This window comes from Mycolicibacterium moriokaense (genome assembly GCF_010726085.1).
Taxonomy (GTDB): domain Bacteria; phylum Actinomycetota; class Actinomycetes; order Mycobacteriales; family Mycobacteriaceae; genus Mycobacterium; species Mycobacterium moriokaense.
Map to the genome: position 1 here is coordinate 104,270 of NZ_AP022560.1, position 25,237 is coordinate 129,506.

Below are 25,237 nucleotides of genomic sequence, written 5' to 3' on the forward strand. Positions count from 1 at the left end.
CTCCTGGTCGTTCAGACTGTTGGCGTGGTTGACATTGGCGGCAGCGCACGACCTGCGGTCTCGCCGCCATCGATCACCAGGTCCGCGCCGGTGATGTAACCGGACTGCGGGCTTGCCAGGAACACCACCAACGCGCTGATCTCGCTGTCGTCTGCAGCGCGGTGCAGCGCGACTTGTGTCTGATCCTCTTTGTGACCGGCGGTCATCGGTGTGCGGACCACGCCGGGATGTACGGCGTTGACCCGAATCCCGTGGGGCCCAAGATCTAGCGCCGCGTTCTTCGTCAGCCCGCGCAGCGCCCACTTTGAAGCTGTGTAGCCGGGCAGTCTCGGGAAACCTGTCATGGCTGCCACCGAGCCCACGTTGACGATGGATCCACCCCCCGCGCGCTTCATCGACGGCGCCGTGGCCTGGATGCCGTTGAACGCGCCCATCAGATTGACCTCGAGATCGGACCAGAACAGCTCTGCCTTGTAGTCCACGATGTTGCCCGTGCGCAGGATTGCGGCGTTGTTTACCAGCGCAGTCACGCATCCGAAGCAGTCTTCAGCGACTGCGACGGCGTTGCGCCATTGATCGCGGTCGGTGACGTCGAGATGCACATAGCGACCCGCACTTTCGAGCTCCGCGGCGACGATGGAACCCTCGGTGTCGCGGACGTCTGCAACGATCACACGGGCGCCTTCGGCTGCGAAGGCGCGGGCGTGGGCGGCCCCCATACCGCGGGCCGCGCCGGTGATCAGCGCAACCGTGCCGTCAAGCTGTCCCATTACGCGATGCCTGTCGTCGTCGATCCACCGTTTCGCCCAATGGCATTCATCAACCCGGCCAGTCCGACTGCGCTCCCAGACCTTCCAGCGCTAGGCCCAACGACAGCCCCTCGGCAAGTGCTTGCTTGATCCGATGGGTGATTGCATGTCGGGTGTAGCGGAGCACCAGGTCGGGCTTGGCGGCTAAGCTGCGCGCGATTTCGTGGGCGCGAGTCAGCAACTGCTCCCGGGGCAGGACCTCCCCGACGACATCGAGTTCGTGAGCTTGCTGGGCGCTAAGACGCTCACCAGTGAGCAGGAAGTAGCGGCCGCGGTTGGGCCCGAGCAGCATCGGCCAGATGATGTGGACGCCGTCACCGGAGACGATGCCGTTCTTGAAATGGATGGGGTCGCCGATCACCGCGTCCGCCGAAGCCAGTACGACGTCCGAGAGCACCGCGAGTTCAGCGTGCAGAAGTGCTTTGCCCTGAATCGCGCCGATCACCGGCACCTCGATGTCGAGCAGATTGCGCAGCAGGCGATTGCCGTGGTGGAACATGAGGTCCCACTTCTCAGGCGTCATCGGACCGGCCCAGCTGTCGTCGATTCTGGCGCAGAAGTCTTGTCCCGTACCGGTTAGCACGATGACACGGTTCTCCCGATCGGAAGCGACGTCAGCGAAGCAATAGGAAAGCTCGGTATGTGGACCTTCACCCCAGATCAGCGGCCCCCCGTCGGTGTGAAGCCTGAGCTGCAAAACGCCCAAATCGTCGCGTGTCATTGCGACGTGGCGATAACGCTGTGAATAGTCGTCGAACCTTAAGACCGCCACTGCGACGTAGTCCTCCGATTTTTCGTATTTCTACAGATCACTGCGGCACGACCCGCAGGCTGTCACCCGTCGAAGCCAATACTTCTTCCCTAGATTCCACATTCTACTTTCTCTTAGACAAAGAGTACACACATCCTGACTTCGATCCTTACGATATTTGTGTATTACCAGCTCATCGGCGTTCTTCTGGTCGAGACTGGTCCAACAGAGACCAAATTTAGCGCAGATTTTATGGTGGCATGTCACGCATGGGGCCGTCGACGGCGACGCCCCACCGGCGATACGGCGTCTGCTGCACCTGCTGAAGTGTCCAGATCACCCACACGTCTGCGCCCGCAGCGACGATGAGGGCACGGGCTGGCACGACGAAGTCGTCGCCGCGGTGCTCAAAGGGGAAGAACACGACGACGCTGACAGGTCAAAGGGATGGCCGATGACCTGGGACGGGACTGCCCGCAAGGGGCCCCGCGGCGGCAGGCGGGTGCTGGCACCCCCGCCCGCGTCGAGTGATGACGGAGGTCTGTCCTTGTGCGACTTCATCGAGTATCCGGCCGAACTGGCTGCTTAGTTCGGTCATACCGATCCGCGGTAGCGAGGGGCCAATCATCAGGGGCCGCAACATGTCGGATCCGTACCACGCAGCGCGGCCGGCGGGGTCGCGGTGGGCGTCATCGAGACCACCGGGTCCCGGAGTGGTGTGACATCGAGTCGATGCGAGCGGTGGCGCGGGCCAGACGGTTCTTCTTGCAACTTTGTGCTGAGTTGGCGGCGGAGATGTCGAAGCGCCGTCGGAGCTTGAGCGTTGCTCGGGCATCTTCGCGTCCGAGTTGGCAGATGAGACGGGCGAGCGGTGTGAGCGCTTCGTCGTGGTACACGTCATGGGATTCGAACTTGCCGTCAGCGAGGATGACCTTAGCGAGCAGGTGCTGCGCGGCGGTCGGGTCGTGCGCGTCCAGTACCGCGGCGGCAAGGGTGCTGGCATGGGCGGTGTGCACGGCCGAGGGCATGGTGGGTCGGGCGGCGCCCCGCGCTGCGCTGGTGTGGCCTGCGCCGGCGACACGAGCAATGTCGGAGCGCAGCGATGAGTCCGCGGCGCCGCCGAGAATAGCGAAGACGTAACGAGCAAGGGTTTTCACGTCCGTGAGCATGTCGTGTGGTGTCGGTTGACGTGCGCCGTACACGCGCAGCCGGCTTCGGCTCCCTGCGAGCAGTGCGTTGATGAGCCGCTGCGTCCGCGCCATCGAGAGGCTCAGGGGGTGGTCGGCTTGCTGAACGTGGGGCAGGTCGGCTCCGCAAGGCCGCCGCTCCCCGAGGAGGTCGACGGTCGGTTGAGCACACCGATCCAACTCGGGGATCACATAGGTCGGCAGGCGGTAGCGTTGCGGCGCGCCGCACTTGGGGCATCCGTCCTGCAGCAGGCAGTGGTGGGTGGGGCAGGCGAAGGTCCAGTTGAGTCGCCAGGCGAGCAGCCATCGGCCCCCTGTGTCGGTCAGGCACTGCTGGCACCAGCGCGAGGAGGCTCGCCAGTCCCAGGCCGATGAAGGCAGCGTTCGAGCACCGCTGAGAGGACCCGCACCACTGCCGGTGCGTGTGAACGCCAAAGCATCGACGACGTCAGAGCCGTAGCCGGTTGCATGAGCGATACCCTCGATGTCCGCGGAGCTGAGCAACCGCATCCATGCCCCGTAAAACGAGTTAGGCGTGATGGCGCATTGTTCGACGACGGCACGGCGTGGCACGTGATGGCGGCGGGCGATCGCGTCGAGCCAGGAGTCCAGCGCCTCGCCGTCGATCGGCGCTACCCGCAGCGGAAAGCTACGGTGAATCCCCGACCATAGGGAGGTGGCGCGTCGCCCCGCGGACACGACGGCCGGTCGTGCCGGTGTCGCCTGACTCACACTGCGCGCTGCGCCCACACCTCAGTGTACTGCTAGCGGTACATTACTTGACGTATCTCTTGATGTGCTGACTTTTGTGTACTGCCAGTGACTACTTGGGGGGTGCCGACACGACTTCCTGCCGATGATCCCGACCGTGCTCAGCAGTGGCAGCGTCGCCGCGCGTTGGTGGGGGCACGGATCCGAGCGTTGCGGCTGGAGCGGGGGTTGTCGCAGGAGAGTCTGGCGTTGGAGTCGGGGGTGGCGCGGAATCAGTTGATTCAGATGGAGCATGGTCGGCGTGGGGTGTTGATCGAGCGGGTGTATGACATTGCGGAGGCGCTGGGGGTGTCGGTGAGCGAGATCGTGGTCGACGATCCGGCTGCTAGCGCGCAGCGGTAGTCCAGTACGAGTGTCAGGGTCCGCCGAGTTCGGCCAGGTGGTGCACCGCCGCGAGCACTTCTTCGCCGAAGTCCGTGCAGCGCAGCGGTTTCTGGGTGAGAAGCCGGGCGCGGAAGTCTTTTTCCAGGCGTGAGATGTGGTGTCCGGTGACGGCCACTCCCCTACCGAGGTGTTTCCCGGCGTCGGTGAGAGTGGGGAACTGGGTGATCACGGCAAAGCGTTGTAGCCGTTCCCAGCCGCCGTGGCCAACGAGGGCCGGGATGAGGATGGCCGGAATCTTCGGGTTGTCGCGGAGTTCGGCGTCGGTGTGTCGGGTCACGGTGCGTACCGGCATTCCGAGCGTGGCGGCTTGGGCGGCTACCGCTCCGCAGCGGATGTGGAGTTCTCGCGCGAGGTCTGCACACGAGCGTTGGTGGACGATGCATTCGGTGTAGAGCCAGTCGGGATCAACAGGTTTGGTCGGTCGCGGCCCCGACGGCCGTAGGGCAATCGTGTAGTCGTGCATTAAGCGAGAGATGGTCGGCTTGCTGAACCCGGTCAGGGCGGCGATGTCGGCGAGGCTGCGTTGCTCCTGGCTGTACAGGGCGACGAGGCGTTCCCGCGGGAGCGCTTCGGCGGCTTGCTGATACACCCTCCCAGGCCGCCGGGCGCCGATCCGTTGTGTTCGCGGGGGCCGTGGCAGCGCCGGGGCGGGCTGCTGTTCGAGTGCGTAACGAATGAGGTCGGCGCTGACGCCCAACTGCTGGCTGGTGGCGGCGATGGTGCGGCGGTCAACCCGGATGAGTCGGTGTAGCTCGGCGATCTCGATATCGCCGAGCTCGACACCGGGTAACGAGAGGCCGGCGGCGATACTCGTCGGGGGTTCCCACAGCACCGGCTCGTCCTGAATGCCCTGGTTTGCGAGAAATCTCGTTGCGTGACGGTGTAGGGCGCGGCTGAGCTGCGGGGTGAGTCGGCCTGGGAATTCCCTGAGCTCGGTGTCGGCGTCGTCAGGGCCGGTGCGGGGTTTGGTGGTGCCGCGGATCTGGTGCTGCAGGTAGCTGCGTGGGTGGGCTGCCGAGCATCTCTGGTGGCCGAGGCTTCCGCAGATGCGGTCCCACTCATCCTGGGCGAGCAGGCCGCGGTAGTCCAGGTCGCGTCGCCGCGCGTAGTCGATCGGTGCAGTCTCCTCGCTGAGGTAGTCCGATAGGGCAGCGAGGGCGTCGCGGATCGCGGGCCAGTGCGGCGATTCTTTCAGCCGCCACAGTAGGTAGATGGCGTTGAGGCGAGCGAGGTCGCCGCCGAGATGCGCGGCGGCCTCGGCGATGTCCAGGTCGCTGCCGACCAGCAGAACGGCGGCAGCCAGCACCGCCCGCGAGCTGGAATGCGCCAACGTCGGCGGGCTCAACCGCAACGCCCAGCCCGGCCACAACGCTGTGGGCAGCGCCCGAATCAGCCGCTGCTGCCGCTGCGCGTCGGTGGCGTGCAGCCTCGGAAAGGTGCTGCCGAGGCGGCACTGCAACTGCGCAGCGGGGCTCAGGCGGTCACCGAGTGCGGTGAAATGCAGAGCCTGCAGCACCGGGCTCGCCGACGGCCCGGCCGGCAGGTCGAGATAGGTCCATTGATGCAGCACGTAGCGGCTCACCTCTTCAGGCAGCGCTGCCAGCGGCGCGGCCGCCGCGGCCAGGTCGGGCCTGCTGAGCACGGTGACGGCCGCGGTGATCGCCGCCGCGCACGTCAGGACCGACGACGACATCGGCGCGTTGGCCGACTGCCGCTGGTGTCGATATTGTGCGGCCAGCTCGACGGGCAGCAGGTCGTCGAGGTGGCGGCCCGCGGTGGCCGACAGGATGCCGCGGCCAAGGATGCGGATATCGGCCAGCACGTCCCGAACTGGCATCGGACGCTGCGCGTAGAGCCCAAATCGTCCGCTGTCGGCGGCGAGCAGCTCGACCAGCACCTGCTGGGCGAGCAGAGTGGGATGATCAGCCGCCAACATGGTAACCGGGGTGTCGGCCAGGTCGGCGTCGCAGCGGGGCCGGCTTCTGCCGGCAGCCGTAGGGCTGGGGTGAGCACAATGCACCGGACGCGGTGGGGCAGCGTGGAGGGGTTGAGGAGCGCGTTGGCGCCGGCCGCAGCGCGGGCAGTATTCGGCCAACAGGCACCGATGCTGCAGGCAGGCGAAGCTCCACATCAACCGCCACTGCAGCAGCCACGTTCCCCCGCTGGCGCCCAGGCAGTGCGGACAGAACCGCCACCCGCCGTGGTGGCGCGGCATGGTTGCGGTCAGATCCGCTGTCGCTTCCTGAGCCCAGGACACGGTCGCTAGATAGTGCGCCAACGTCATCGCGTGCACCTGCATCGGCATGAGACCTGTTGCAGCGGCGATCCGTTGCGCGTCGTCCTCGCTCACCGAGCCAGCAGTGACGCGGGTGCGTACATCGGCAACGGTGTCTACGCCCATGTGAAGGTAGAGCGCGTTGAGCGACGTGTTGTGGCGCACCGCGACGGCATGCAACCAGGAATCCAGCGCCTCCCCCGCCGCGGGTCTTGTAATCAGGGGTAGCGCGCGGACGGTGGTCATGGCGGGCTGGGCGAGGCGCGCAGCCGGGTGGTCTTCTTGCCGGTGCGAAACGCGGCGTGCAGTTCGCGGCGGCCGAGTTCGGCGGCGCTGTCGATGCGGCAGGACTCGAGGAGCTCGACGGTGAGCTTCTCAGTGCCGGTGCGCATGGCTTTCTGGCAGCCCAGCCGGATCAGCGCCATCAACGAGCCGATGTGGCCCGTGCTGCGCACGAACAACTGATCCGAGAGGTCATCGGCGAGCATGCCCGGATACTTCTGAGTCAGCAGCAGCCGTTGTTCGAGGGTCAGCAGTAAATCCCGCCAACGCTGTCGCTGCTTTTCGGTGCCGACCTTAAACGGTGACATGTCCACCGGCGTGGTGCAGCGCAGCAGCTGTTCCATCTCGTGATCGCGGTAGGAGTTGCAGTCATCGAGTAGCGCGTTGCGCTCATGCAGTCCGATCCCGATGAGCAACACCGTCAGTGGAAACTCGTTGGCGAGGTATTTGAACTGGTTACTCAGATCGGTCATGCGTTCCCGGCGGCCCCGCAAGAAGTGCAGGTCATCGATAATGAGCAGCCTTGTCTCACAGGAGGACACATCATCAAGAGCGAACCGCAGCAGTTGTTGCGCGCTGGCCCGCTGCCCTCCCGGGTGGGCGTAGAAGTCGCATATTGCCGCGTTGAACTCGCGGGTGCCGGTGGAGGCGGTCATTCCGATCCGGCACACCGGCCACCTCTCATCTCCGGCGCGTGTCGTTGCCCCGTAACGCTCGATATGTCTGCGGTGCAGGCGTTTCCCGAACACCCGCGAGACGGTGCTCTTACCCAGCCCGGGCAGCCCGCTGAGCGCGATCATCGGTTTGGTGTCCTCACCGGTCTGGCAGTTGCAGGCCACGAAGTCTTCGAGTTGCTCCAGCACGGATTGGCATTCGGCGGTCATCACCGTGCCCATTTGGGCGTGCCAGCGGCGGCGCTGATCGTTGTAGTCCTCGCTGGCAGCCGCACCCAAATGACGTAGTTGTTTGTGGGACAGGGCTTCCGGCCGGTCCAGGGTCGGTGCGTCGACCATGTCGCGCCACCCTTCCTTGCGGGCGAGGGTGAGATTGTCCAGATACTCGCGAGGGTTTCTGATGTCCGATTTGCCCCGCGACGGCCTGGCAGGTCGCCGCTTCGGTGTCGAGGACTTCGGTGAGGTCATTCCACCTCCAGCACACCGTCGTAGAAGCTGCCGTGCTCCAGCGGCGGCTCGTCGGCGTCATCGGCTTCGCCGGGTACCTCGTCGAGGTCATCAACGAACGCATCAGCGCCGGCGTCGTGGGCCCGCTCGCCGGGTTCGCGATCCAATGCTTTAGCGACCGAGCGCAATTCGGCGCTGTCCGGTGGCGGGTTGAGATCACCGATGAGGCTGGACTGCTCGCGGGCCACCCGCAGTGCCCGGCGACGCTCGGCCATCGAGTTCGCGACGCTGAGTTTGCGGCGTTCCAGGAAGCTAGTGATCGCCAGCGGGTCATCGACATACCGGTTCTGGGCTTTGGCCAAGGTACGCTCGAACCGCAGGATTTCCTCGCTCATCGGGGCGTCAAGCATGTCGGCGTACTCCCACACCAACGGATGCCAGCGGCGGGTGCGGTGGTCGCGGAAGTACACCTTGGTGATGTCGTCGACGTTGTAGGCGATCGGCCACTTCTGGTTCGGATACGGGCTTTTCTCCTTCGCGCGTCCGGCGACGATGTCTCCTTTGTAGCGGCGCGTTCCCACCTCGATGCCGTAATGCTGGATGACGCGCCACACCACCGGCAGAAACTCATAGGCCAGATCGGGATCGCGCGGCACCTCCAGGTAACCGGCGCGTGGCACCCCGTGGGCGAACATCTCCGCCGGGGTCATCGTCAGCCCCGGGACTCCCAGCCCGGTCAGACTGTCGTGGGCGCTGTGGTGATAGATGACGGCGATCCACTCCCGGATGATGGCTTCCAGCTCATCGAGGTAGAACCAGGCATCCTGTTCCGGCGACACCCCGCGCGCGAAAATGTCCTGACCCTTATAGCCAGGCAGCTCCTGCAGCAGACCCACCCGCAGCGTGGAGAAGAACCGTTCCACCGGCCCCTTATCGCGGGGTTGGCGCAACCGGGCCGGCTGGATTGAGATCCCCAACCGCTGACACACGCTGTTGAGGTGCGCGCTGACATAGATCCGGCCGTGATCGACAACCAGGGTGTCGGGCACGACCGCCGGGGTCGCCGCCGGCACACTGCCCGGGTCGAGAGCGTCCTGTTCGACGAGCACCGAGCGCGGGATCCCGCGTGGTGGCCACATCGCTTCGGTCGGCCAGTCCCGCCCCGCCGGTCGCGGCCGACACGTCTCGTACAACACCGCCGCTGCATCAATGGATTTCGTCGACACCGGGGTCAGCCGCAACCCGGTGACGCAGCGGCTGTACCAGTCCATCGCCACCGTCAGCTCGGCGTTCACCCACGTCAACGTGTAGGGATCCATCGCGAACACATCCAGGCGGGTGGTGTCCATCAGCAGGTACTCCCCCGGCCGCATCGGATGCAGCTTGCCGTACACCTCGTTCGACCGAGAAGCGATGTCGCGGTTGCGTTTCGTGCTCTGCTTAAACAGCGGCCGCTGGTCCTCGAGGCCGGCCAGGATCCGATACGCCGTGCGCTGCGACGGCAACTTCACCACACCCACACCGAACCGGGCGTCCAGACGAGCCTGGGTGCGTCGAATTACCAAGTCCTCGTTAGGCTTCGACATATCCATGTACTCGCCCATCACTTCCAGCGCCGTCTCCTGCCACCGCGGATCCTGCCGCCCACCCATGCCAGGCTGCACCGCGCGCTGCGAGATCAAGCCCGCCTCTCCATGGATGCGGTATCGCTGGACCCACCGCTCGACCGTGCGATAGGCCGCATCGACGCCAGCTTCCTGCAGTTCACGAGCTTTGGCCGCATAACGCTGCATCAGCCGCACGTCCGGACCATATTCAAGTCTGGGTTCACCCGGCAAAGCGGTTGCCGCGCATCCGGATCTGAATCCGGTCAGAACTTCGCGCACGTGCGCTGCTCGTTCGCACGCCTGCTGTCGCACCGCTGCCGGAACGGCCGACAACACGACGGCAGCCACGTCAGTCTCGTCTTGGGCAGCCGCACCATCGTCGGCTGGCAGAAACCGGACACGATCAGACATCAACAACTCATGGATAGACAAGCGACGCAGGACGTTACCGCGCACCGTTTTCGCGAGTACTTCCAAACAGCCACCGAGGACATGCATATCGACGATCTCGTGCACGCTGCCTTCATAGGTGAAGCGAGTACCGACACGCACAGGTGTCGATGCACCCGTCATCGCGGTAACCCCAATACGCTCGAGGGTCGAAGCGGCTGGTCGAGGTCAACCCAGAACTCTTGAGTCCACAATGCGTGCAGCAGTGCACTACGCATCACCGGCAGCGCAACCGCCGTACCAATCACCGACTCCGCATCATCAATCCGCCGGCCAACCAAATCATCCCGACGGCAACGTATCTGGTCGAGCGCGTCCGTCGAGATGTATCGCTTGCGGCGGTACCCGGCAAGAAATCGCACGTTTCCCAGCAGGACTGCCGGTTGTTCGCTGACCACCCGATAGTCCCAACCCAGGGATCCGATAACCTCGCGAGTCCAAGAGCACAGCACCTGAATCTTCGGATTTCCGTCAAGACGTTCCCTGCGGACCACATCAACGGCGACCAACCCAGCCGTGGTGCGCCACAGGAAATCCGGAATGTGGCGTCGCAGTCGACCATTCACCACCGCTTGCAACAGGAACGGCTGAGCAGCGATCTCGAGCACCGAGACATCGAAATCCGCCATCAACAGCGACGACAGTTCCAACCGTGACTCGTAGATAACATGGTTGTCTTCAGTGGCGGCCCAATAGCTGCCCGAGTAATGACGCTGCCCTTTGTACCAGCCAAACGTCCGCCACGGAATCGCGGCAAACAATGCCGCCTCCGACACCTCAACCGCCGCGAAACGCTCAGTTTCACCGTTCGCGAGGCGCAGATCGATGGTCGCCGTCGAGATATCCACCTCAACGGAACCGGGCACTTTCCAGTGTTGCGGCGTCAGTCCGTCCGCCGACGACCGCTCAGCGGCCGTGGCTGCGATAGATGAACCATCCCATGCCAACATTTGACTGCTCCGCCACCGAGGGCGTCCAAGAAGCGTGCGCCTCCAGCCGGGGACAAAGCAATAGCAAAAAGGAATTCCGGCCGCGCAGATCCATGTAGCGGCGACGCTCGGATAGCGTCCCGGGGAGTGGTGGACTTCGGATCTGGCGTGGTTCACGCGTTGCGATCAACGAGTCATGTTGAACGCTAGGTGATTTGGTGTTGTTTGACAAGTGCTGCCGCGGCGTGTTTTGTCTCGATGACGGCGCGTAGTTCGTCCATGGAGACATCGGAAAGATAGCGGCGGGTGACCTGCCACTCGTCGTGGGCTTCGATGACTACCGCGGTGGCCAGGCGCAGGAACGCTGCGGGGTTGGGGAAGATCTCCACGACATCAGCGCGGCGCTTGATCTCCTTGTTGAGCCGTTCGATGGGGTTGTTCGACCAGATCTTCTGCCAGTGCGCCCGCGGGAACGCGGTGAACGCCAGCACGTCGGTCTTGGCCTCGCCGAGCATGGCCGCGACTTTCGGGAAGCTAGGGGCCAGGGTGTCGGCGACGCGGTCCCACTGGGCGGCGACCTCGGCGGGGTCGGTGTGGGCGAAGATCGTCTTGACCGCCGCAGTCACCGCCGGCGCGTGTTTGGCGGCGACCGCGGTGTGCAGGTTACGCATGAAATGTACCCGGCACCGCTGCCACGATGAACCGGTGAACTGCTGCGCCACCGCGGCTTTGAGCCCGGCATGGGCGTCGGAGATCACCAGATGCACCCCAGTCAGGCCGCGGGCTTTCAGCGACGCCAGAAACTCGCCAGAACTCGAAGGACTCACTGTCACCGACCGCAGTGCCCAGCACTTCACGGGTGCCCTCGAGGGAGACCCCGGTAGCCACCACCAGGGCCTGAGAGACGACGTGCGCCCCGATACGCACCTTGCAGAACGTCGCGTCGCAGAACACGTACGGGAACTGCGTGTGGGTCAAGCTGCGGGTCCGAAACGCCTCGATCTCCTTATCCAGGCCCGCGCAGATCCGTGAGACCTCCGACTTGAGACCCCGCCGCGACGCCCATCGCCGCGACCAGGTCATCGACACTGCGGGTCGACACGCCGTGCACGTAGGCCTCCATGATCACCGCGTAACGCCTTGTCGATACGGCGGCGCCGCTCCAACAGCGACGGGAAGAACGACCCAGCCCGCAGCTTGGGGATCTGCACCTCAATATCGCCTGAGGTGGTCGACACTGTCTTCGGGCGGTGCCCGTTGCGGTGCACCGTGCGTTCGTCACTGCGCTGATAGCGGCCCGCGCCGATCGTGGCGGTGGCCTCGGCCTCGATGAGCTGCTGCAGGCCGGCGCGGATCAATTCGGCAAACACTGCGCTCGCATCAGCGGACTTGAGCGCGTCGAGCTGGGCAAGCAGGGCAGAATGATCCTGGGTCATCGCGTCGTGTGTCTTCCTGTTGAGTCACTTGGTAGGTAACTCACTGACCACTACGCGATGGCCCACCCCAACACCGGCAACGACACACCCAGCACCATCGGCCTCAGCTCCCGAAACCCCACCACACCAGGGGACTTACCCGACGCTCGGACACTCAAAAGTCATATGATTTGCCATACAGATGGCGGATCCGCCAACTGCCGCCATCTCAAATGGCAAGCCGCCATCGAGAATGGCAATCTACACCGCTGTAGGTTCTCAAACTGTGTGGCGGATGTCGGCATTTCTACCTGCGGGTACGCAGAATTCTCATCGAAATGGCGGAGGCGTTTTTCTCATTATCGTGGCGGATCCTAGAACCAGACGGTTGTGCAGGCTTGGACCAAGGCTATTTCAACCTGCACCGACACGTCGTACTCAGGCTCGGTCGGCCCACCGGGTTACGTCGGCGCATCCAGATAGAGCTTTCTGGCATCCTGCAGTTCCTGCCAGTGCTGCTCGAGGCCGCCGAGAGTGGGGCTCACATACTGGGCGGCGAGAGGCTGGGAATGGCCATCGATATACCGGCAGGCGTCTTCGAAGATTCTCGTGACGGTGGCAATTGCGTCACCCAGCGCCTTTGGCTTGATCTGCGGCAGCACGGTCATGCGCACGTTCGGCTGGTACCGCTGGGTGACACCCTGTAACAATTCCTGTTCGGTGAATACCTCGCACCAGGAGCGTATCCAGTCATAGCCCGTCCACACGAGCGCCGCGCGCGCCTCGCCGGTCTCCTTATGTGCTGCGGCGATGGCGTCATTGATTCGCTTGGTCAGGCTCTTCACCGTGTCCCAGCGCGGGCCGGTCGCGTGGGCGACCTCGCCCTTGCCCGCTTCGTCGGTGACTTGGAAGTATGCGCACCGCTTCGACTTCTCGAACAGAGCGAGTAGGTTCGTGGCCAGCAAGATGTCGTGAGTAAACACGATGACCTGGTGGTTTTCGGCAAGGCTTGCGATGCGCTCAGCAACTTCACGTATCCGTCGGTGGTCAAGGCTGGAGACGGGGTCGTCGAAAATGATTGGGGCGGTGATGCCGGCCAATCTAGCCTCGGCGAGGAAATCAGCCATCGCCAGCACCTTTTGCTCGCCCTCCGAGAGCACCTTGGACGGTTTGATCTTGCCGCCGATCATCTTGCGGCGCTGGGCTTTACCCTGGCGTCCGATGAAATCCACCGTCAGCTGGGGGGCTCTAAGCGCCGCGCACTCCTCGTGAAAGAGCGCGTCAAAGTTCTGATTGATCAACTGGTCACTGGCCGTCTTGGCTAGGGAGGTCACAGCGCGGCTCAAAGTGGGGATGTCCTTGGCCAGGATCGCGAGCCGCTCGGCTTCTTTCGCGTCGTTGACCTGGCGCTCGATTGTCGACCATGATCGGGCGAGTTCCGCTGCGGCGATGAGCTCATCGCGTTCCTTCTTCTTCTGCGCCAAGGCCGTTACGCGGTCTTGGGCCTGCGCCTTGAGCGTTGCGTGCCGATGCTGGGCCTCGTCGTCGGCCTCGTCGATGGCGGTGGCGAGACGCGCCAGGTGTTCTGCGTCGAGCGTAATGGGCTCTGCTGCGTTGATGGACCGCTGAAGCGCTGTGAGGAGCGCGTGTGTCTCGTCGATCGCGTCGTAAAACGACGGTCTGCTCGCGTCGCTGTCTGCGTGTTCGGCGAGGAACGATGCGATGTCCGACGTCGCTGCCTCGCGCAACCCGAAAGTTGCCGCAGCGATAGCTTGATCGGTTGCACTGATGTCAGCTCTGATCTTGTCAGCGAGGTAGTCACCGTATTTGGCTATCAGGCTACGTGCTACGTCGGTGAGCGGCTGGCGACAGTACAAGCAGTGGTCGGGATCATGGGCGCCGACCTCGATGAGGTGTAGGCGATAGTTTTCGCCGGCCGCGATGAAACCCTGCCACGTTTCCTCTGGGGGCGCGGGTAGACCAGCAGCGCTGAAGAGCTCGTCACGGAAATGCTGGTAGTCACTGCGCAATTCAGTGCGCTTCAGCAACAGCTCGTTGTACTTGGCAGCGTCGAAGGCAATCAGGCTGGTTACCGCGGCTTTGGCTTCCGCGAGGACGCGGACCAAGTGCGCGATGCTGGTGATCTGCGCGCTGATGGTGTTGGCTTCGAGGGCGGCGACCGCCTGATGCAGCACGTCGATTCGCTGCCCGACGTCAGACTCGGAATCGGCCATGTCCCGGAGCATGGTGAGATCGGTTGCTGCGCCGAGGGTTTCGATGAGCGGATAGGCGCTGGAGTCTCTAGGGAATCGGTCACGCAGCGTCTGTGCACCTGATCTGAGCTGTGTGGTCGCCTCGTCGATCCGCGCTTGGACGTCTTTCAGGCCCGCAATCACGTGATTGAAGAGAGCCAGTGCTGCAGGGACATAAGTGTATTCCAGATCATCGTCAACGTGGAAGTTCACACACGGGCTGTCGAAGATCGACATGCGGGTGAACGGGGCGACGCCTCGTTCACCCGTCCACGTCAAGGTGTTGGCGTGATCCCCGAGGCGGTAATTCACGGTCGCTGACTGCGATTGGGCCGATGGGGCGTCGATGTTTCCGAGTATCACGTCGTCGGCTGTGCGGCTGGCGGCGAGGGCCTTGAAGATTCGCGAGTAGCCAGTCTTGCCGGTGCCGTTCTCGCCGAACAGGATGGTCAGGGCCTCGTGCGGCTCAATGACCGCGCCTGCAACGAGCGCGTTAACGCCGGTCACGTCGTACAGCTTGTCGATGATCAGCGGTTCGACCGTTTCCAGATTACTGAATCCGAGCGTCAGCGGCGGTATCGCCGGTTCGGTGCGCGGGTCGAGCGCCTTCTCCTGCCGAAAGATGCGGTACACCTCATCGATCCCTGCAGTGTCCAACGCTTCACCGGTTTCGAGCACGTGCCGCACGATTAGGCGCAACCACTCGTCGTGGTCGTTGGCGAAATGGGCCAGCATGGCGCGCGGATCAGCGTCGCCGCTGGCGCCGCCCTGACCGGCGACTTCGTCGTCAGACACGGTGTTCAATTCTACCGTTGACCGCTGTCAGCAACTGGGTTCGCTCGCGACTGTCCACAGCGGCGGACGTACAGCCACGCGTCACGCCGGCACACCCCGCTCTCCCAACATCGTCGTCTGCCAGGCCTCGGGCGACGCCGGATGGATGGCGAGCCGCCGATGTCAGTCCGTGTGAATCATGGTCAACAGACCGCATTGATGCCTGGTCGCGATAGCGACGTTGTCCAGCGCGAATAAACAGGAAAGGCCCTATCCCTCAAAGGCTTCGACGTTCACGGTGGATGAATTTCGCCTCGGCGATCAACCTGTTAACGCCGACCACCCGCAAAGCATGTGGCCAAACCTGGCGGGCGTACCGCAACAGGCAATGATCACATGCCGTAGACCTGTCGGATCAACCGAGCTTGATCCCGATAGCCAATTTGATCAAGATAGCGAAGCAGCAGCGGAATCGGTGGCCAGTTTCTGCGAGGCGGGTTAGTTTCCGGGCCTGCGTATGCCCCTCCACCAGGTCCGGTGTATAGACCGCCGCCCGGCCCGGTGTAGAGCCCGCCTCCCACACCTGTGTACAAGCCGCCGCCCACTCCCGTGTAGCAACCTCCGCCAACCCCGGTATACAAGCCACCGCCGACTCCGGTGTAGGCCCCACCGCCGACTCCTGTGTAGGCCCCACCGCCGACCCCGGTGTAGGCCCCACCGCCGATCCCGGTGTACAGGCCACCCCCTACGCCTGTGTATAGTCCGCCGCCGACTCCGGTGTACATATTGCGGGGCCACCCACGGGGATCAATCCAGCTCATGGCGCCGAGGGTATCGGCCCGCACCGACAGGAGATGGTAGAGACACAAGCTATCCGCGGCCGACCTCTTGGGTGCTAGCACCCGCACCAGGCATGGCTGTCGACGGCGCGTATGCGTAAAGATGATTTCTCAGGTGCGAGGTCGATCCCGGCGTACGCGACCCTCCCCGACACGCCGACAATCATGCGCTCTGTCCGTTAAGTCCGCTAATCGGCCCTCTTGTACGTAATACCCGGTGGCGGGAGCTCGGCCGGTATGGGCGTTCACGTCCGATCTGCGCAGCTGCATGTTTGCGGGGATGTCGCCTGACACCGTCATGACGCGGGACGGGCAAACATTTTTTGATTCTGCGCTCGAACGTCCCCTCCCCGTCGGCCGGGTATGACACGATCATCGACGGGGTTCATCTATAAGGGGATTCGGTGGGTTTCTACATTCGCAAAAGTCTGAGTGCTGGGCCATTCAGATTCAATCTCAGCAAGTCCGGCGTCGGCGTCAGTGTCGGGATTCCTGGTTTCCGGGTCGGAACGGGACCGCGCGGGAATTACGTGCACATGGGCCGCAGCGGGGTGTACTACCACGCTACCTTGGGCGGCCGCCCCAAACCATCGGGAGGGCATCCGACACAGCCATACCTGTCACCGTCCGGCTTCCGCCCCAGCGCCGTCGTCATGGAAGACGTCACCGGCAGCACGGCGCTGGAACTAATACCCACTGGCGGTGGAGATGTCGTCGATCAGCTCAATACTGCAGCGGCTCGTATTGCCTGGGGGTGGTGGGCCACCGGCGCAGCGATCCTGCTCGGACTGCTGACCCTGCCCTACGGTCTCATCATCTGGGCCGCGCTGGCACCCGTCTGCGTTTGGCTGATCCTCAACGACCGGGCCCGCAAGACAGTGGTGCTTTTCTACGACGTCGAGGATGAGCACTTCACCTGGTTCGACTCGCTCGTGCGCACCTGGCCGTGGCTGACTGGCTCGCAGAAGATCTGGCGCGTTCTGCAATCGGGCAACATCGCAACTACCTACCAATTCAAGACCAATTCTGGCGCCAGTCGACTGATCAACCGGGTCAACGCCGCCGCGACCACCGAAGGCCCCAAGCAGTTGACGACGAACATCGCTGTTCCCGCCATCACCGCCGGTAAGGCGGCGCTGTACTTTCTTCCGGACCGCATCCTCGTGCGCGAAGGCAACCACTTCAGCGATCTGGCCTACGCCCACCTAAACGTGTATGCCAATGACACACGGTTCATCGAAGATGGCGCCACACCCGGAGATGCCATCCAGGTAGGCCAGACATGGCAGTACGTCAACGTCAAAGGCGGCCCCGACCGCCGCTACAAGAACAATCGTGTGCTGCCAATAATGCGCTACGAAACATTGGATTTCGCCAGCGGCCACGGTCTGCAATGGCACCTGCAGGTCTCACGGAAAGACGCAGCCGCACCCGTGGCGCGGGTGATTATGAGCTCCCCCGCTCTGGCACTGGCCGCCACACCACAGCCGACACCTCGCCATTCCGTGCCGAAACATCGCAAGGTCGTTCCAGCGCAGCCACTGGTCCCGCCGCGGCTGCAGAAGGTCGCCGCAGCACCGACAACGCCGCCGCCCACTCCACCCACAGCCGGAAAAGTTGAGTGTGTTCGCGCCGATCTCACCCGCAACCCGACACCGCATCCGGCCAGCGCTGTCACGTTCACCGCCATCGATCTGGAAACGACCGGCTTGGATCCGGACACTGCTCGGATCGTGGAGATCGGCCTGGTCAAGTTCACTTCGGACGGCACGGTGATCGACGAGTTCGCAACACTAGTAAACAATCCCGGGTCCCATGCCGAGGCACGAGCCATTCACGGCATCGATGACGACGACCTGGTCGATGCACCCACCACCGCACAAGCCCTGCAGGAAGCGTTCGCCTTCATGGACGGGACCGTCGTCGTCGCCCACAACCTCGACTTCGAACACCGCATCCTCACGACCCAGGCCGCTCGAGCAGGCCTACCATTGCCCAAATACATTGGCCTATGCACACTTCAGAGTTCGCGCCGGCAACTCGACGGCCGCGCATTCAGCCTCACTGCGATGTACAAAACCGCCACCGGAAGCTGGTCTGACCAACGTCACACCGCCCTCGGCGACGCCCGCGCGGTGCGCGAGGTTCTACTGTGGCTGCTACGCAGCGCACGGAAACCGCTCTATCTCACCCAGAGCCCGCCAGCGGCCGCTGGACGAACATCCGAGCAATGCCCCGTCAGTTGCCGGCCAGTGCCGCTCACACGATGCTCAGTCGCCGAACTGCTCGACTCATTCCCGCAATCGCCTGCGCCACGCACCGGTGACCCCACCCAGATCGACAACTACACCGCACTGCTCACCGAAGCGGTCGACGACGGACGCCTCACATACGAGGAAGCCGCCGCGCTCACCCGCCAAGCCCGACTGACCAGGCTTACCGGTCCACAACTCCGCGAACTTCACCAAAAGGCATGGGAAGCGACTTATCCCGAGACCAAGGACGCGGACTGGTCAGCGCTAGCTGTTCTCGGTCATGACGTTGGTAGCAGGCGTGTTGGCTTGATGTGAGGAGAACCTCCGGGTGAGGTGTGGCTTGTCGAAGGCCCATCACCACCCCGGAGGTTCTCGTGTCCCACCGTAATGCCCGCACCACGCTGCACGGCCGAATGCTGATCGTGCAGCGCCACCAGCAAGGGTGGCCGCAGGCCCATATCGCCGCGGCGATGGGCATCTCCCGCAAATGCGTCCACACTGTCCGTGGCCATGAAAAAGTCCCCACTGGTGGCCAAGTGGAGGTCCCCGTTGGTGGCCAGATAAAAGTCCCCACCTCGTGTTCGTCGTGTCGATCAGGAACTGCGGGCCCCGATGGTGACGGTGAAGGCGCCAACCAATCGCCACCACCACCGGGGAGTTCCATTGAAGTCTGCGAAGGACCGCATGGACATTATTTCTGCCTATCAACAGCTCGGGTCGTACCGGGCTGCCGCCGATGCGTGCGGCACCACCCATAAGACCGTCAGACGTGTCGTGGCCAAGTTCGAGGCCGACCAGGCCGGCGTGCTGCCGGTGCCGCGAGCCGAGCGTGTCCACAACTACGATGCGGTGGCCGATCTGGTCGCTGAACGTGTCGAGAAGTCCCAGGGTCGGATCTCGGCCAAACGGCTGCTGCCGATCGCCCGCACCGCCGGCTACCAGGGCTCGCCGCGTAATTTCCGGCGCCTGGTCGCTGAGACGAAAGCGTTGTGGCGCAGTAACAATCACCGTGGCCGCCGCCCGGCAGTGTGGGCGCCGGGAGAGTATCTGGTGATCGATTGGGCCCAGGCCGCGCCGGGGCTGTTCTTGTTCTGCGCGGTGCTGGCGTTCTCCCGGTGGCGCTTCGTGCGGTTCGCCACCGACCAGAAAGCCTCCACCACGCTGGCGTTGATCGCCGAAGCCATGGGCGTCATCGGCGGCGTTCCGGCGCGGGTGCTGGCCGACCGGATGGCCTGCCTCAAGGGCGGGGTGGTCGCGAACGTGGTCGTCCCGACCCCGGGCTACGTCCGCTTCGCGACGCACTACGGGTTCGCGCCGGACTTCTGCCATGCAGGCGACCCGCAGTCCAAGGGCATTGTGGAGAACCTGTGCGGCTACGCCCAACGCGACCTGGCCGTGCCGCTGCTGACCCAGGCCGCCGTCGACGGTGTGGCGGTCGACCTCCGGTCGGCCAATGCCGCCGCGGCCGCCTGGTGCGCCGAGGTCAACGCCACGGCGCATTCGGAGATCCAAGCGATCCCCGACGACCGACTGGTAACCGAACGTGAACTGCTACAACCACTCCCATCGCTACGCTTGCAGATCGGTGCACCCTCGGTGCTCCGTAAGGTCGACCGGTTGTCGTGTGCGATACGGGTCGGCCCGCTACTCGGTACCGACCCGGCTGATCGGGACCAGCGTGGCCGTCGTGGTCGATCACGGCGCGGTGTGCCTGCTCGAGCCGGCCACCGGGGTGGTCGTGGCCGAACACGAACTCATCGCACCCGGTGGCGCCTCAATCCTCGACGAGCATTACGACGGACCGCGGCCGGCACCGAACCGCGGACCACGGCCCAAGACCACCGTGGAGAAGCAGTTCTGCGACCTCGGTGAAGACGCGCAGGCGTTCCTGGTCGGCGCTGCGGCGATCGGCAACACCCGACTGGCCTCGGAGCTGGAGATCCTGCTCGCCCTGGGCGCCGCCCACGGTGAGCGGCAATTGGTGGCGGCACTGCACCGGGCGGTGGCGTTCCGGCGGTTCCGCGCCGCCGACGTGCGCTCCATCCTGGCCGCCGGCACCGGCGCCCCGCAGCCACGCGAAGCCGGGGATGCGTTGATCCTGGACCTGCCGGTCGCCCCGACCCGGTCTCTGGAGGCCTACCGGGTCGCACCCGTCGCTGACGGTGAGGTGATGTCGTGACCAAGACAGCACCGTTGACCGATACCAAAACCATTGCACCCCCGTCGGTTCCACCATTGGATGCCGATCTGGATGCCGGGCTGCGGCGGTTGAAGCTGGCGGCGATCCGGCGGACGGCACCGGAGGTGTTGATCACCGCCAAGACCCAACGCTGGACCCTGAAGAGGTGCTGCGGACCCTGGTGGAGACCGAGCTGGCCGCTCGGGATGCTTCCAACGTCGTCAACCGGCTCAAGGCCGCCGCGTTCCCCGTGCCCAAGACATTGGAGAGCTTCGATGTGGCCACATCGTCGATCCAACCGAAGGTGTTCGACTACCTGTCAAGTCTGGAATGGATACGCGCACAACGGAACCTGGCGATCATCGGCCCCGCCGGGACCGGCAAGAGCCACACGTTGATCGGGTTGGGGACCGCGGCGATCCACGCCGGCCTCAAGGTGCGTTACTTCGCCGCCGCCGACCTCGTGGAGACGCTCTACCGCGGGATGGCCGACAACACCGTCGGCAAGATCATCGAATCGCTGCTGCGAGTCGACCTCATCATTCTCGACGAGCTCGGCTTCGCACCACTGGATGACACCGGCACCCAGCTGTTGTTCCGGCTCGTCGCCGGCGCCTACGAACGCCGCTCCTTGGCCATCGGGTCGCACTGGCCCTTCGAACAATGGGGACGGTTCCTGCCCGAGCAGACCACCGCGGTCAGCATCCTCGACCGGCTCCTGCACCACGCCACCGTCGTCATCACCGACGGCCAGTCCTACCGCATGAAAGACGCCCAACACCGAAAGGAGAACGCCACCACAACCTAGGAATCACCGCACGGGGTGGGGACTTTTATCCGGCCACCAGCGGGGACATCGAGTTGGCCATTGACAGTGACTACGACGTCTGTATCTTGGCTGAGACGCTCCGCAATCACCGCGCCGGCCGTACCAGCTCCGATGACGATCACCGAGTAGTTGCTCAAAGACAAAGCGTCCGCCGCGTCTTCCGAATCAACCCGAGTTTCATTACGCATTTGACCGGTGGACACCTTCCCTGTAGTGATTTGGCGAGGCAATAGTGGTATCGATCGGCACACGCGTTGCCGATTGCTGGCATGAAGACGACCGACTCTTGCTGGCGGCTACACGCCCCACTTCGGAATCGGCTGCGTTCTCCTCACTCGGAAAATGTCCAAACCGTAGTCAGATCCGTGCCTACTGGCTGCCGCCCTCCGGAGGTGGGGATCGATGTTCCGATCATCGAGCTCATCGACGGCGTTGAGCAGTTGTGCCGCCAATTGGCGCGCTTGAGGCGAGGTAAGCCCATCAATGGGTGCTCCCAGTACATAATCCTCCGGCGCGGTCCGCCGGACGCAGCCGTCGACTATTCGGTCATCGGCGTCTATCCACAGATCCGCCGCGCGGGATCCGGTGGCGGAAAGTGCCTGCACCAGCTGGAGATGGTCCCATCACCGAGTTGTGGATAGCGGCTGATGGGCACCACCACGGCGGCGAAGTAAGCGTTTTCACGTCGTCGAGTGGCCTGTGGTCGAGAAGCTCGAACAGCTGGTTGACTGCCCTATTGACCACTTCCGCTAGTGTCGCTGAGTGGTCCGCCCGACGCTGCGGGCCGATAAACGCATCCCAAAGCATGGCCAGATCAGCTGCTTGCTGCCGAGATGAGCACGCGTCCCGGCGTCGAGCCGGTGGACTTCATGCCAGATTCGAACGTGACCTCGCCATTGACCATAACGAGATCGATACCGAAAGCTGGTATCACCCTGCGGAACTCCCCGCCAGGCAGGTCACGAAGGACCTCGTACTTGTCGGGGTATCCGAGCTCGTTGGGATCGTAGATCATCAGGTCAGCGGCAAATCCCGGCAGCAGCACCCCCCTATCGGTCAAGTTCAGGATGCGCGACGGCAGCATGCTGAACTTGTGATGCAGCTCTTCGAGGGTGAATCGTTTCTCCTCTAGCGCAAGCCATTTCAACAGATCGGTGGAGAAGTTTCCTCCACTGAAGAAACGGATGTGCGCACCACCGTCGGATGTGCCGGCGATCACGCGCGGATGCTTGTACATCTTCTCGAAGAGTGCAGGATCCTGGCTCATCGATTGCACCGTGCGGAAATCCATGTCGCAGCGTGACTCGACGACGATGTCGAAGAACGCATCGACGACGTGTTTGCCTGATTCCTGCGCGATTTCGGCGAAGGTCTTACCGACCCTCGGATCCGTCATGTCTGGCAGGCGGATCAGTTTCAGCAGTTCGAACAAGCCGCCGGCGGAAGTCATGAGATCGACTGAATACTTCGCCTTGATCGCTTCTCGCCAGGACCGGTCGGTCGCCAATGTGACACGGGCGTCGATATCCTCGCCGAGTTCGGAGAATCGGGCGAATTCCGGTACGACATCCCAGCTGTTCCAGTCGAGCAGCCGGCTCTCATTCCAAGCCCGGAACGCCAGTGCTTGCGAATAACAATCGAGCCCTTCAGCTTCGCAGTGATCGAGCCAGTTCAGCACGCGATCGACCTCGCCGGGAATATGGTCGAACGGCACTAAGATGTTCTGAATGACCGGGCGCCCGGAGATCCGCGCGAGCTTCTCGGCAATGTGGTTGTTGTCGATCGCCATCGGCAGATCGACCAACGCCTGAATGATGCCGTAGTCCATCTCGCGCAGGACTTCGGCCAGGGCATATGCTGTCGACTCGTCGGCGGCGTCCGTTGGCATTGGCGCCCCGTGATCTTTGTGCGAGTTGAACTCGTTCAACTTCGAGAACGCAAAGCCAATTGCACCAGCTTCCAACGCTTCCCGGAGCAGACGCTTCATCTCGGACAGCTCCGCCTCGGTAGGGAGCCGGTCACGGGCGTCTTCCGGAGAACCCATGACGAACATCATCAACGAGTTCAGCGGTATGTAGCTCGCCACGTTGACGCCCTTGCTCAAACCCCTGACGACCTCAAACCATTCGGGGAATGATTCCCATGTGAACGGCAACGCCTCGCGCAACGCCGCGGTCGGGATTTGCTCGGTGGTTTCCATCATGCCCATATAGCGTTCCTGCACCGCCTTGTCCTGCTTGCAGGGGGAGAATCCGAACCCGCAGTTAGACACCACAGCGGTCGTCATGCCGTGGTAGCCAGACGGGGTGCAATAGGGGTCCCAGAAGATTGCGGCGTCGTAGTGGGTATGCACGTCGATGACGCCAGGGGCGACGATTCGGCCCGCCGCGTTGACGATGCGTGTGGCGGTGGCGCTGCCCAGCCCGCCGATCCGTGCGATCTTGCCGTCGCGGATCGCGATGTCGGTGATTTTGCGGGGCGTATTCGTCCCGTCGATGAGTGTGCCGCCTTTGATGATTACGTCGTAAGTGGTTCCGTTGTTCGTCACTATCTCTCCTTTAGATTCTCTGGGCTATGCCGACGGATTCGACGAAGAGTCCATGATCGTGATCGCCATGCTCGGGCAGGCGGACTCCATCCGCTCTGCCACCTCGTCTGCGAGGACGGCAACGGTTACCACCAGAGCGACGCCGTCACCGTCGAAATCAACCGCCGATTCATCGATTCCGGCGCAAACTCTCGATCCCTGACAGAGGTTCTCGTCGATGGCGATGCGTTTCATCAGCTACTTGCCTTATGGCGGTGTCGGATTCGAGCAGGCAACCCGCCTTTCAATCCGACGCTGAGGTGGAACTGGTGTCGCGGTGTCCACCCGGGTCGGGGCCGGAGCTCGAAACGCTGGGCGATCTTCGTCAACACAAACTGCGCTTCAAGGTATGCCAGTCCGACACCGATACAGTGTCGGGGGCCGCCCCCAAACATCACGAACTGGAACCGATGTTGGTTGTCCTTGCGCTTATCGAGCCAACGCATCGGGTCGTATCGATCCGGTCGATCCCACAACGCGGGATGCCGATTGAGGGTGTAGGCACTCACGCCGACCTGGCTGCCGGCCGGAATGCTGTAACCGGCGATCTCATCGTCCGCCAGCGCCTGCCGGGTGAGCAGCAGTGCTCCCTGTATGCGTTGCGCCTCGTCGAAAGCGGCTCGGGCAAAGGGCAATTTGGTCAAGTCGTTGAACGAGTCGAAGTCTCCGACGTACTGGTCCGCCTCGGCTTGCAACGCCTCTGTCGCTTCCGGATTCCGCGAGAGCATAGCCACAGTCCACGCCAGCGCTGACGCCGTCGTGTCGAAGCCGCCAAACCATAGACCCAAGAGTTGGTCCACCAGATTCTCATGCTCCAGCGGATCGCCATCAGCTGCACCGATATTGAGAAGAGCGTTGAGCACGTCACCGGCCTCGGTCGGATTGGCTCGGCGATCAGCGATCGCTTCCTCGATACGCGCACGGATCGCCTTGAAGGCCTGCGCGCCCGCGCGCGAATGAGGAACGGGAACCCACGACGGCGCCCAGAAGGTGAGCATCAAGCCGCCCATATAATCGGTCAGAACCCGGAAGTGGTCGATGAGTTCCGGTACGTCGTCATCGGAGATTGACGAGGAGAACATCGATCGCTGGATGGCCGTCATCGTGAGAATGGACAGCTCGCGATAAAGGTCTACCTCCTGACCCGAATCGGCCAGGGCTTCCCAGCGGACCAAGACGTCATCTACGGCGTCTCGCAGTATCTTGGCCAGCCCGTTGAGATTTCGGCGTGAGAAAGCTGGGTTGAGCGCCTTACGGTTGCGCTGCCACGGCTCGCCATCGGCCACCGGGATGCTCTCGCCCAGCGCCGGCACCAACGCTCGCGACATCACTCCCTTGTGATAGCGGTTGTAGTCCAGCAGCCAACTACCGACGAACTCCGGATCGTTGATGACGGTGGTGCCGCCGGGCCCCAGAGGCAACGAATAGATGTCGCCGTATCGCGCAACGCAATCGCTGAGCAGTTGAAACGGATCTCGTGCCCGGGCTGCCATAAGGGCAAGACGAACGGTTCCCGGCCCAGGCGCACGATCATGCCCCGT

The 25,237-nt window shown here is 63.5% G+C and carries 15 protein-coding genes and 5 pseudogenes; 7 read left to right on the plus strand and 13 right to left on the minus strand.

Annotated elements, in window-relative coordinates:
• Window positions 1-11: 11 nt before the first annotated feature.
• The 3 genes from G6N43_RS00470 to G6N43_RS00480 form a co-directional block, all read right to left on the minus strand.
• Window positions 12-770, minus strand: a complete 759-nt coding sequence (locus tag G6N43_RS00470) for an SDR family oxidoreductase (RefSeq protein ID WP_083157632.1) — start codon at window positions 768-770, stop codon at window positions 12-14.
• Window positions 771-819: 49 nt separating this feature from the next.
• A complete protein-coding gene (locus G6N43_RS00475) occupies window positions 820-1,392 on the minus strand; it encodes an enoyl-CoA hydratase/isomerase family protein (protein WP_234810331.1) in 573 nt (190 codons plus the stop codon).
• A 418-nt stretch (window positions 1,393-1,810) separates the two neighbouring features.
• On the minus strand, window positions 1,811-1,984 hold the full coding sequence (locus tag G6N43_RS00480; RefSeq protein ID WP_163657916.1) for a hypothetical protein: 174 nt from the start codon (window positions 1,982-1,984) through the stop codon (window positions 1,811-1,813).
• Window positions 1,985-2,014: 30 nt separating this feature from the next.
• Here G6N43_RS00480 and G6N43_RS30825 point away from each other — a divergent pair, with 30 nt between their 5' ends.
• Complete coding sequence (locus G6N43_RS30825) at window positions 2,015-2,149, plus strand: hypothetical protein (protein WP_263991984.1); 135 nt, start codon at window positions 2,015-2,017, stop codon at window positions 2,147-2,149.
• Window positions 2,150-2,249: 100 nt separating this feature from the next.
• On the opposite strand, the gene G6N43_RS30585 is transcribed toward G6N43_RS30825, so the two are convergent.
• The gene (locus tag G6N43_RS30585; protein ID WP_234810330.1) at window positions 2,250-3,479 is read right to left on the minus strand and encodes a TniQ family protein; all 1,230 of its coding nucleotides are present in this window, start codon (window positions 3,477-3,479) and stop codon (window positions 2,250-2,252) included.
• Window positions 3,480-3,581: 102 nt separating this feature from the next.
• Between G6N43_RS30585 and G6N43_RS00495 the strand changes: the two genes are divergently transcribed.
• On the plus strand, window positions 3,582-3,860 hold the full coding sequence (locus G6N43_RS00495; protein ID WP_083157629.1) for a helix-turn-helix domain-containing protein: 279 nt from the start codon (window positions 3,582-3,584) through the stop codon (window positions 3,858-3,860).
• A gap of 13 nt (window positions 3,861-3,873) precedes the next feature.
• On the opposite strand, the gene G6N43_RS00500 is transcribed toward G6N43_RS00495, so the two are convergent.
• The 6 genes and pseudogenes from G6N43_RS00500 to G6N43_RS00525 form a co-directional block, all read right to left on the minus strand.
• Entirely contained in the window at window positions 3,874-6,423 is a 2,550-nt protein-coding gene (locus G6N43_RS00500; protein WP_083157628.1) for a TniQ family protein, read from the minus strand.
• Window positions 6,420-7,601, minus strand: a complete 1,182-nt coding sequence (locus G6N43_RS00505) for an ATP-binding protein (RefSeq protein WP_083157627.1) — start codon at window positions 7,599-7,601, stop codon at window positions 6,420-6,422. The genes G6N43_RS00500 and G6N43_RS00505 overlap by 4 nt, the downstream gene beginning before the upstream one ends.
• Entirely contained in the window at window positions 7,598-9,760 is a 2,163-nt protein-coding gene (locus tag G6N43_RS00510; protein WP_083157626.1) for a TnsB C-terminal domain-containing protein, read from the minus strand. Before G6N43_RS00510 ends, G6N43_RS00505 begins: the two co-directional genes overlap by 4 nt.
• Window positions 9,757-10,587, minus strand: coding sequence for a TnsA-like heteromeric transposase endonuclease subunit (locus G6N43_RS00515; protein ID WP_234810329.1), 831 nt, complete (start codon window positions 10,585-10,587; stop codon window positions 9,757-9,759). Before G6N43_RS00515 ends, G6N43_RS00510 begins: the two co-directional genes overlap by 4 nt.
• A gap of 185 nt (window positions 10,588-10,772) precedes the next feature.
• A pseudogene (locus G6N43_RS00520) lies at window positions 10,773-12,002 on the minus strand (IS256 family transposase).
• Window positions 12,003-12,442: 440 nt separating this feature from the next.
• Window positions 12,443-15,028: an AAA family ATPase gene (locus tag G6N43_RS00525; protein ID WP_234810355.1), complete on the minus strand. Its 2,586-nt coding sequence runs from the start codon at window positions 15,026-15,028 to the stop codon at window positions 12,443-12,445.
• 1,222 nt (window positions 15,029-16,250) lie between these two features.
• Between G6N43_RS00525 and G6N43_RS30990 the strand changes: the two are divergent.
• From G6N43_RS30990 to istB, 5 genes and pseudogenes are all read left to right on the plus strand, one after another.
• A pseudogene (locus G6N43_RS30990) lies at window positions 16,251-16,346 on the plus strand (DUF4236 domain-containing protein); the annotation flags it as partial.
• A gap of 153 nt (window positions 16,347-16,499) precedes the next feature.
• Window positions 16,500-18,416 (plus strand): 3'-5' exonuclease, encoded by a 1,917-nt coding sequence (locus G6N43_RS00530; protein WP_234810354.1) that lies wholly within the window; start codon window positions 16,500-16,502, stop codon window positions 18,414-18,416.
• A 59-nt stretch (window positions 18,417-18,475) separates the two neighbouring features.
• A pseudogene (locus G6N43_RS00535) lies at window positions 18,476-18,601 on the plus strand (helix-turn-helix domain-containing protein); the annotation flags it as partial.
• Between the two features lie 163 nt (window positions 18,602-18,764).
• A pseudogene (gene istA / locus G6N43_RS00540) lies at window positions 18,765-20,280 on the plus strand (IS21 family transposase).
• Window positions 20,277-21,088 (plus strand): annotated as a pseudogene (gene istB / locus G6N43_RS00545) (IS21-like element helper ATPase IstB). The pseudogenes istA and istB overlap by 4 nt, the downstream one beginning before the upstream one ends.
• Window positions 21,089-21,923: 835 nt before the next feature.
• Here the strand turns inward: istB and G6N43_RS00550 are convergent.
• Genes G6N43_RS00550 through G6N43_RS00560 form a run of 3 tightly spaced genes read right to left on the minus strand, consistent with a single transcriptional unit; the run spans window position 21,924 to window position 25,189 of the window.
• The gene (locus G6N43_RS00550; protein WP_110810592.1) at window positions 21,924-23,657 is read right to left on the minus strand and encodes an N-acyl-D-amino-acid deacylase family protein; all 1,734 of its coding nucleotides are present in this window, start codon (window positions 23,655-23,657) and stop codon (window positions 21,924-21,926) included.
• Window positions 23,658-23,681: 24 nt separating this feature from the next.
• Window positions 23,682-23,891: a ferredoxin gene (locus G6N43_RS00555; RefSeq protein ID WP_083157875.1), complete on the minus strand. Its 210-nt coding sequence runs from the start codon at window positions 23,889-23,891 to the stop codon at window positions 23,682-23,684.
• The gene (locus G6N43_RS00560; RefSeq protein WP_220100597.1) at window positions 23,891-25,189 is read right to left on the minus strand and encodes a cytochrome P450; all 1,299 of its coding nucleotides are present in this window, start codon (window positions 25,187-25,189) and stop codon (window positions 23,891-23,893) included. Before G6N43_RS00560 ends, G6N43_RS00555 begins: the two co-directional genes overlap by 1 nt.
• Between the last annotated feature and the right edge of the window lie 48 nt (window positions 25,190-25,237).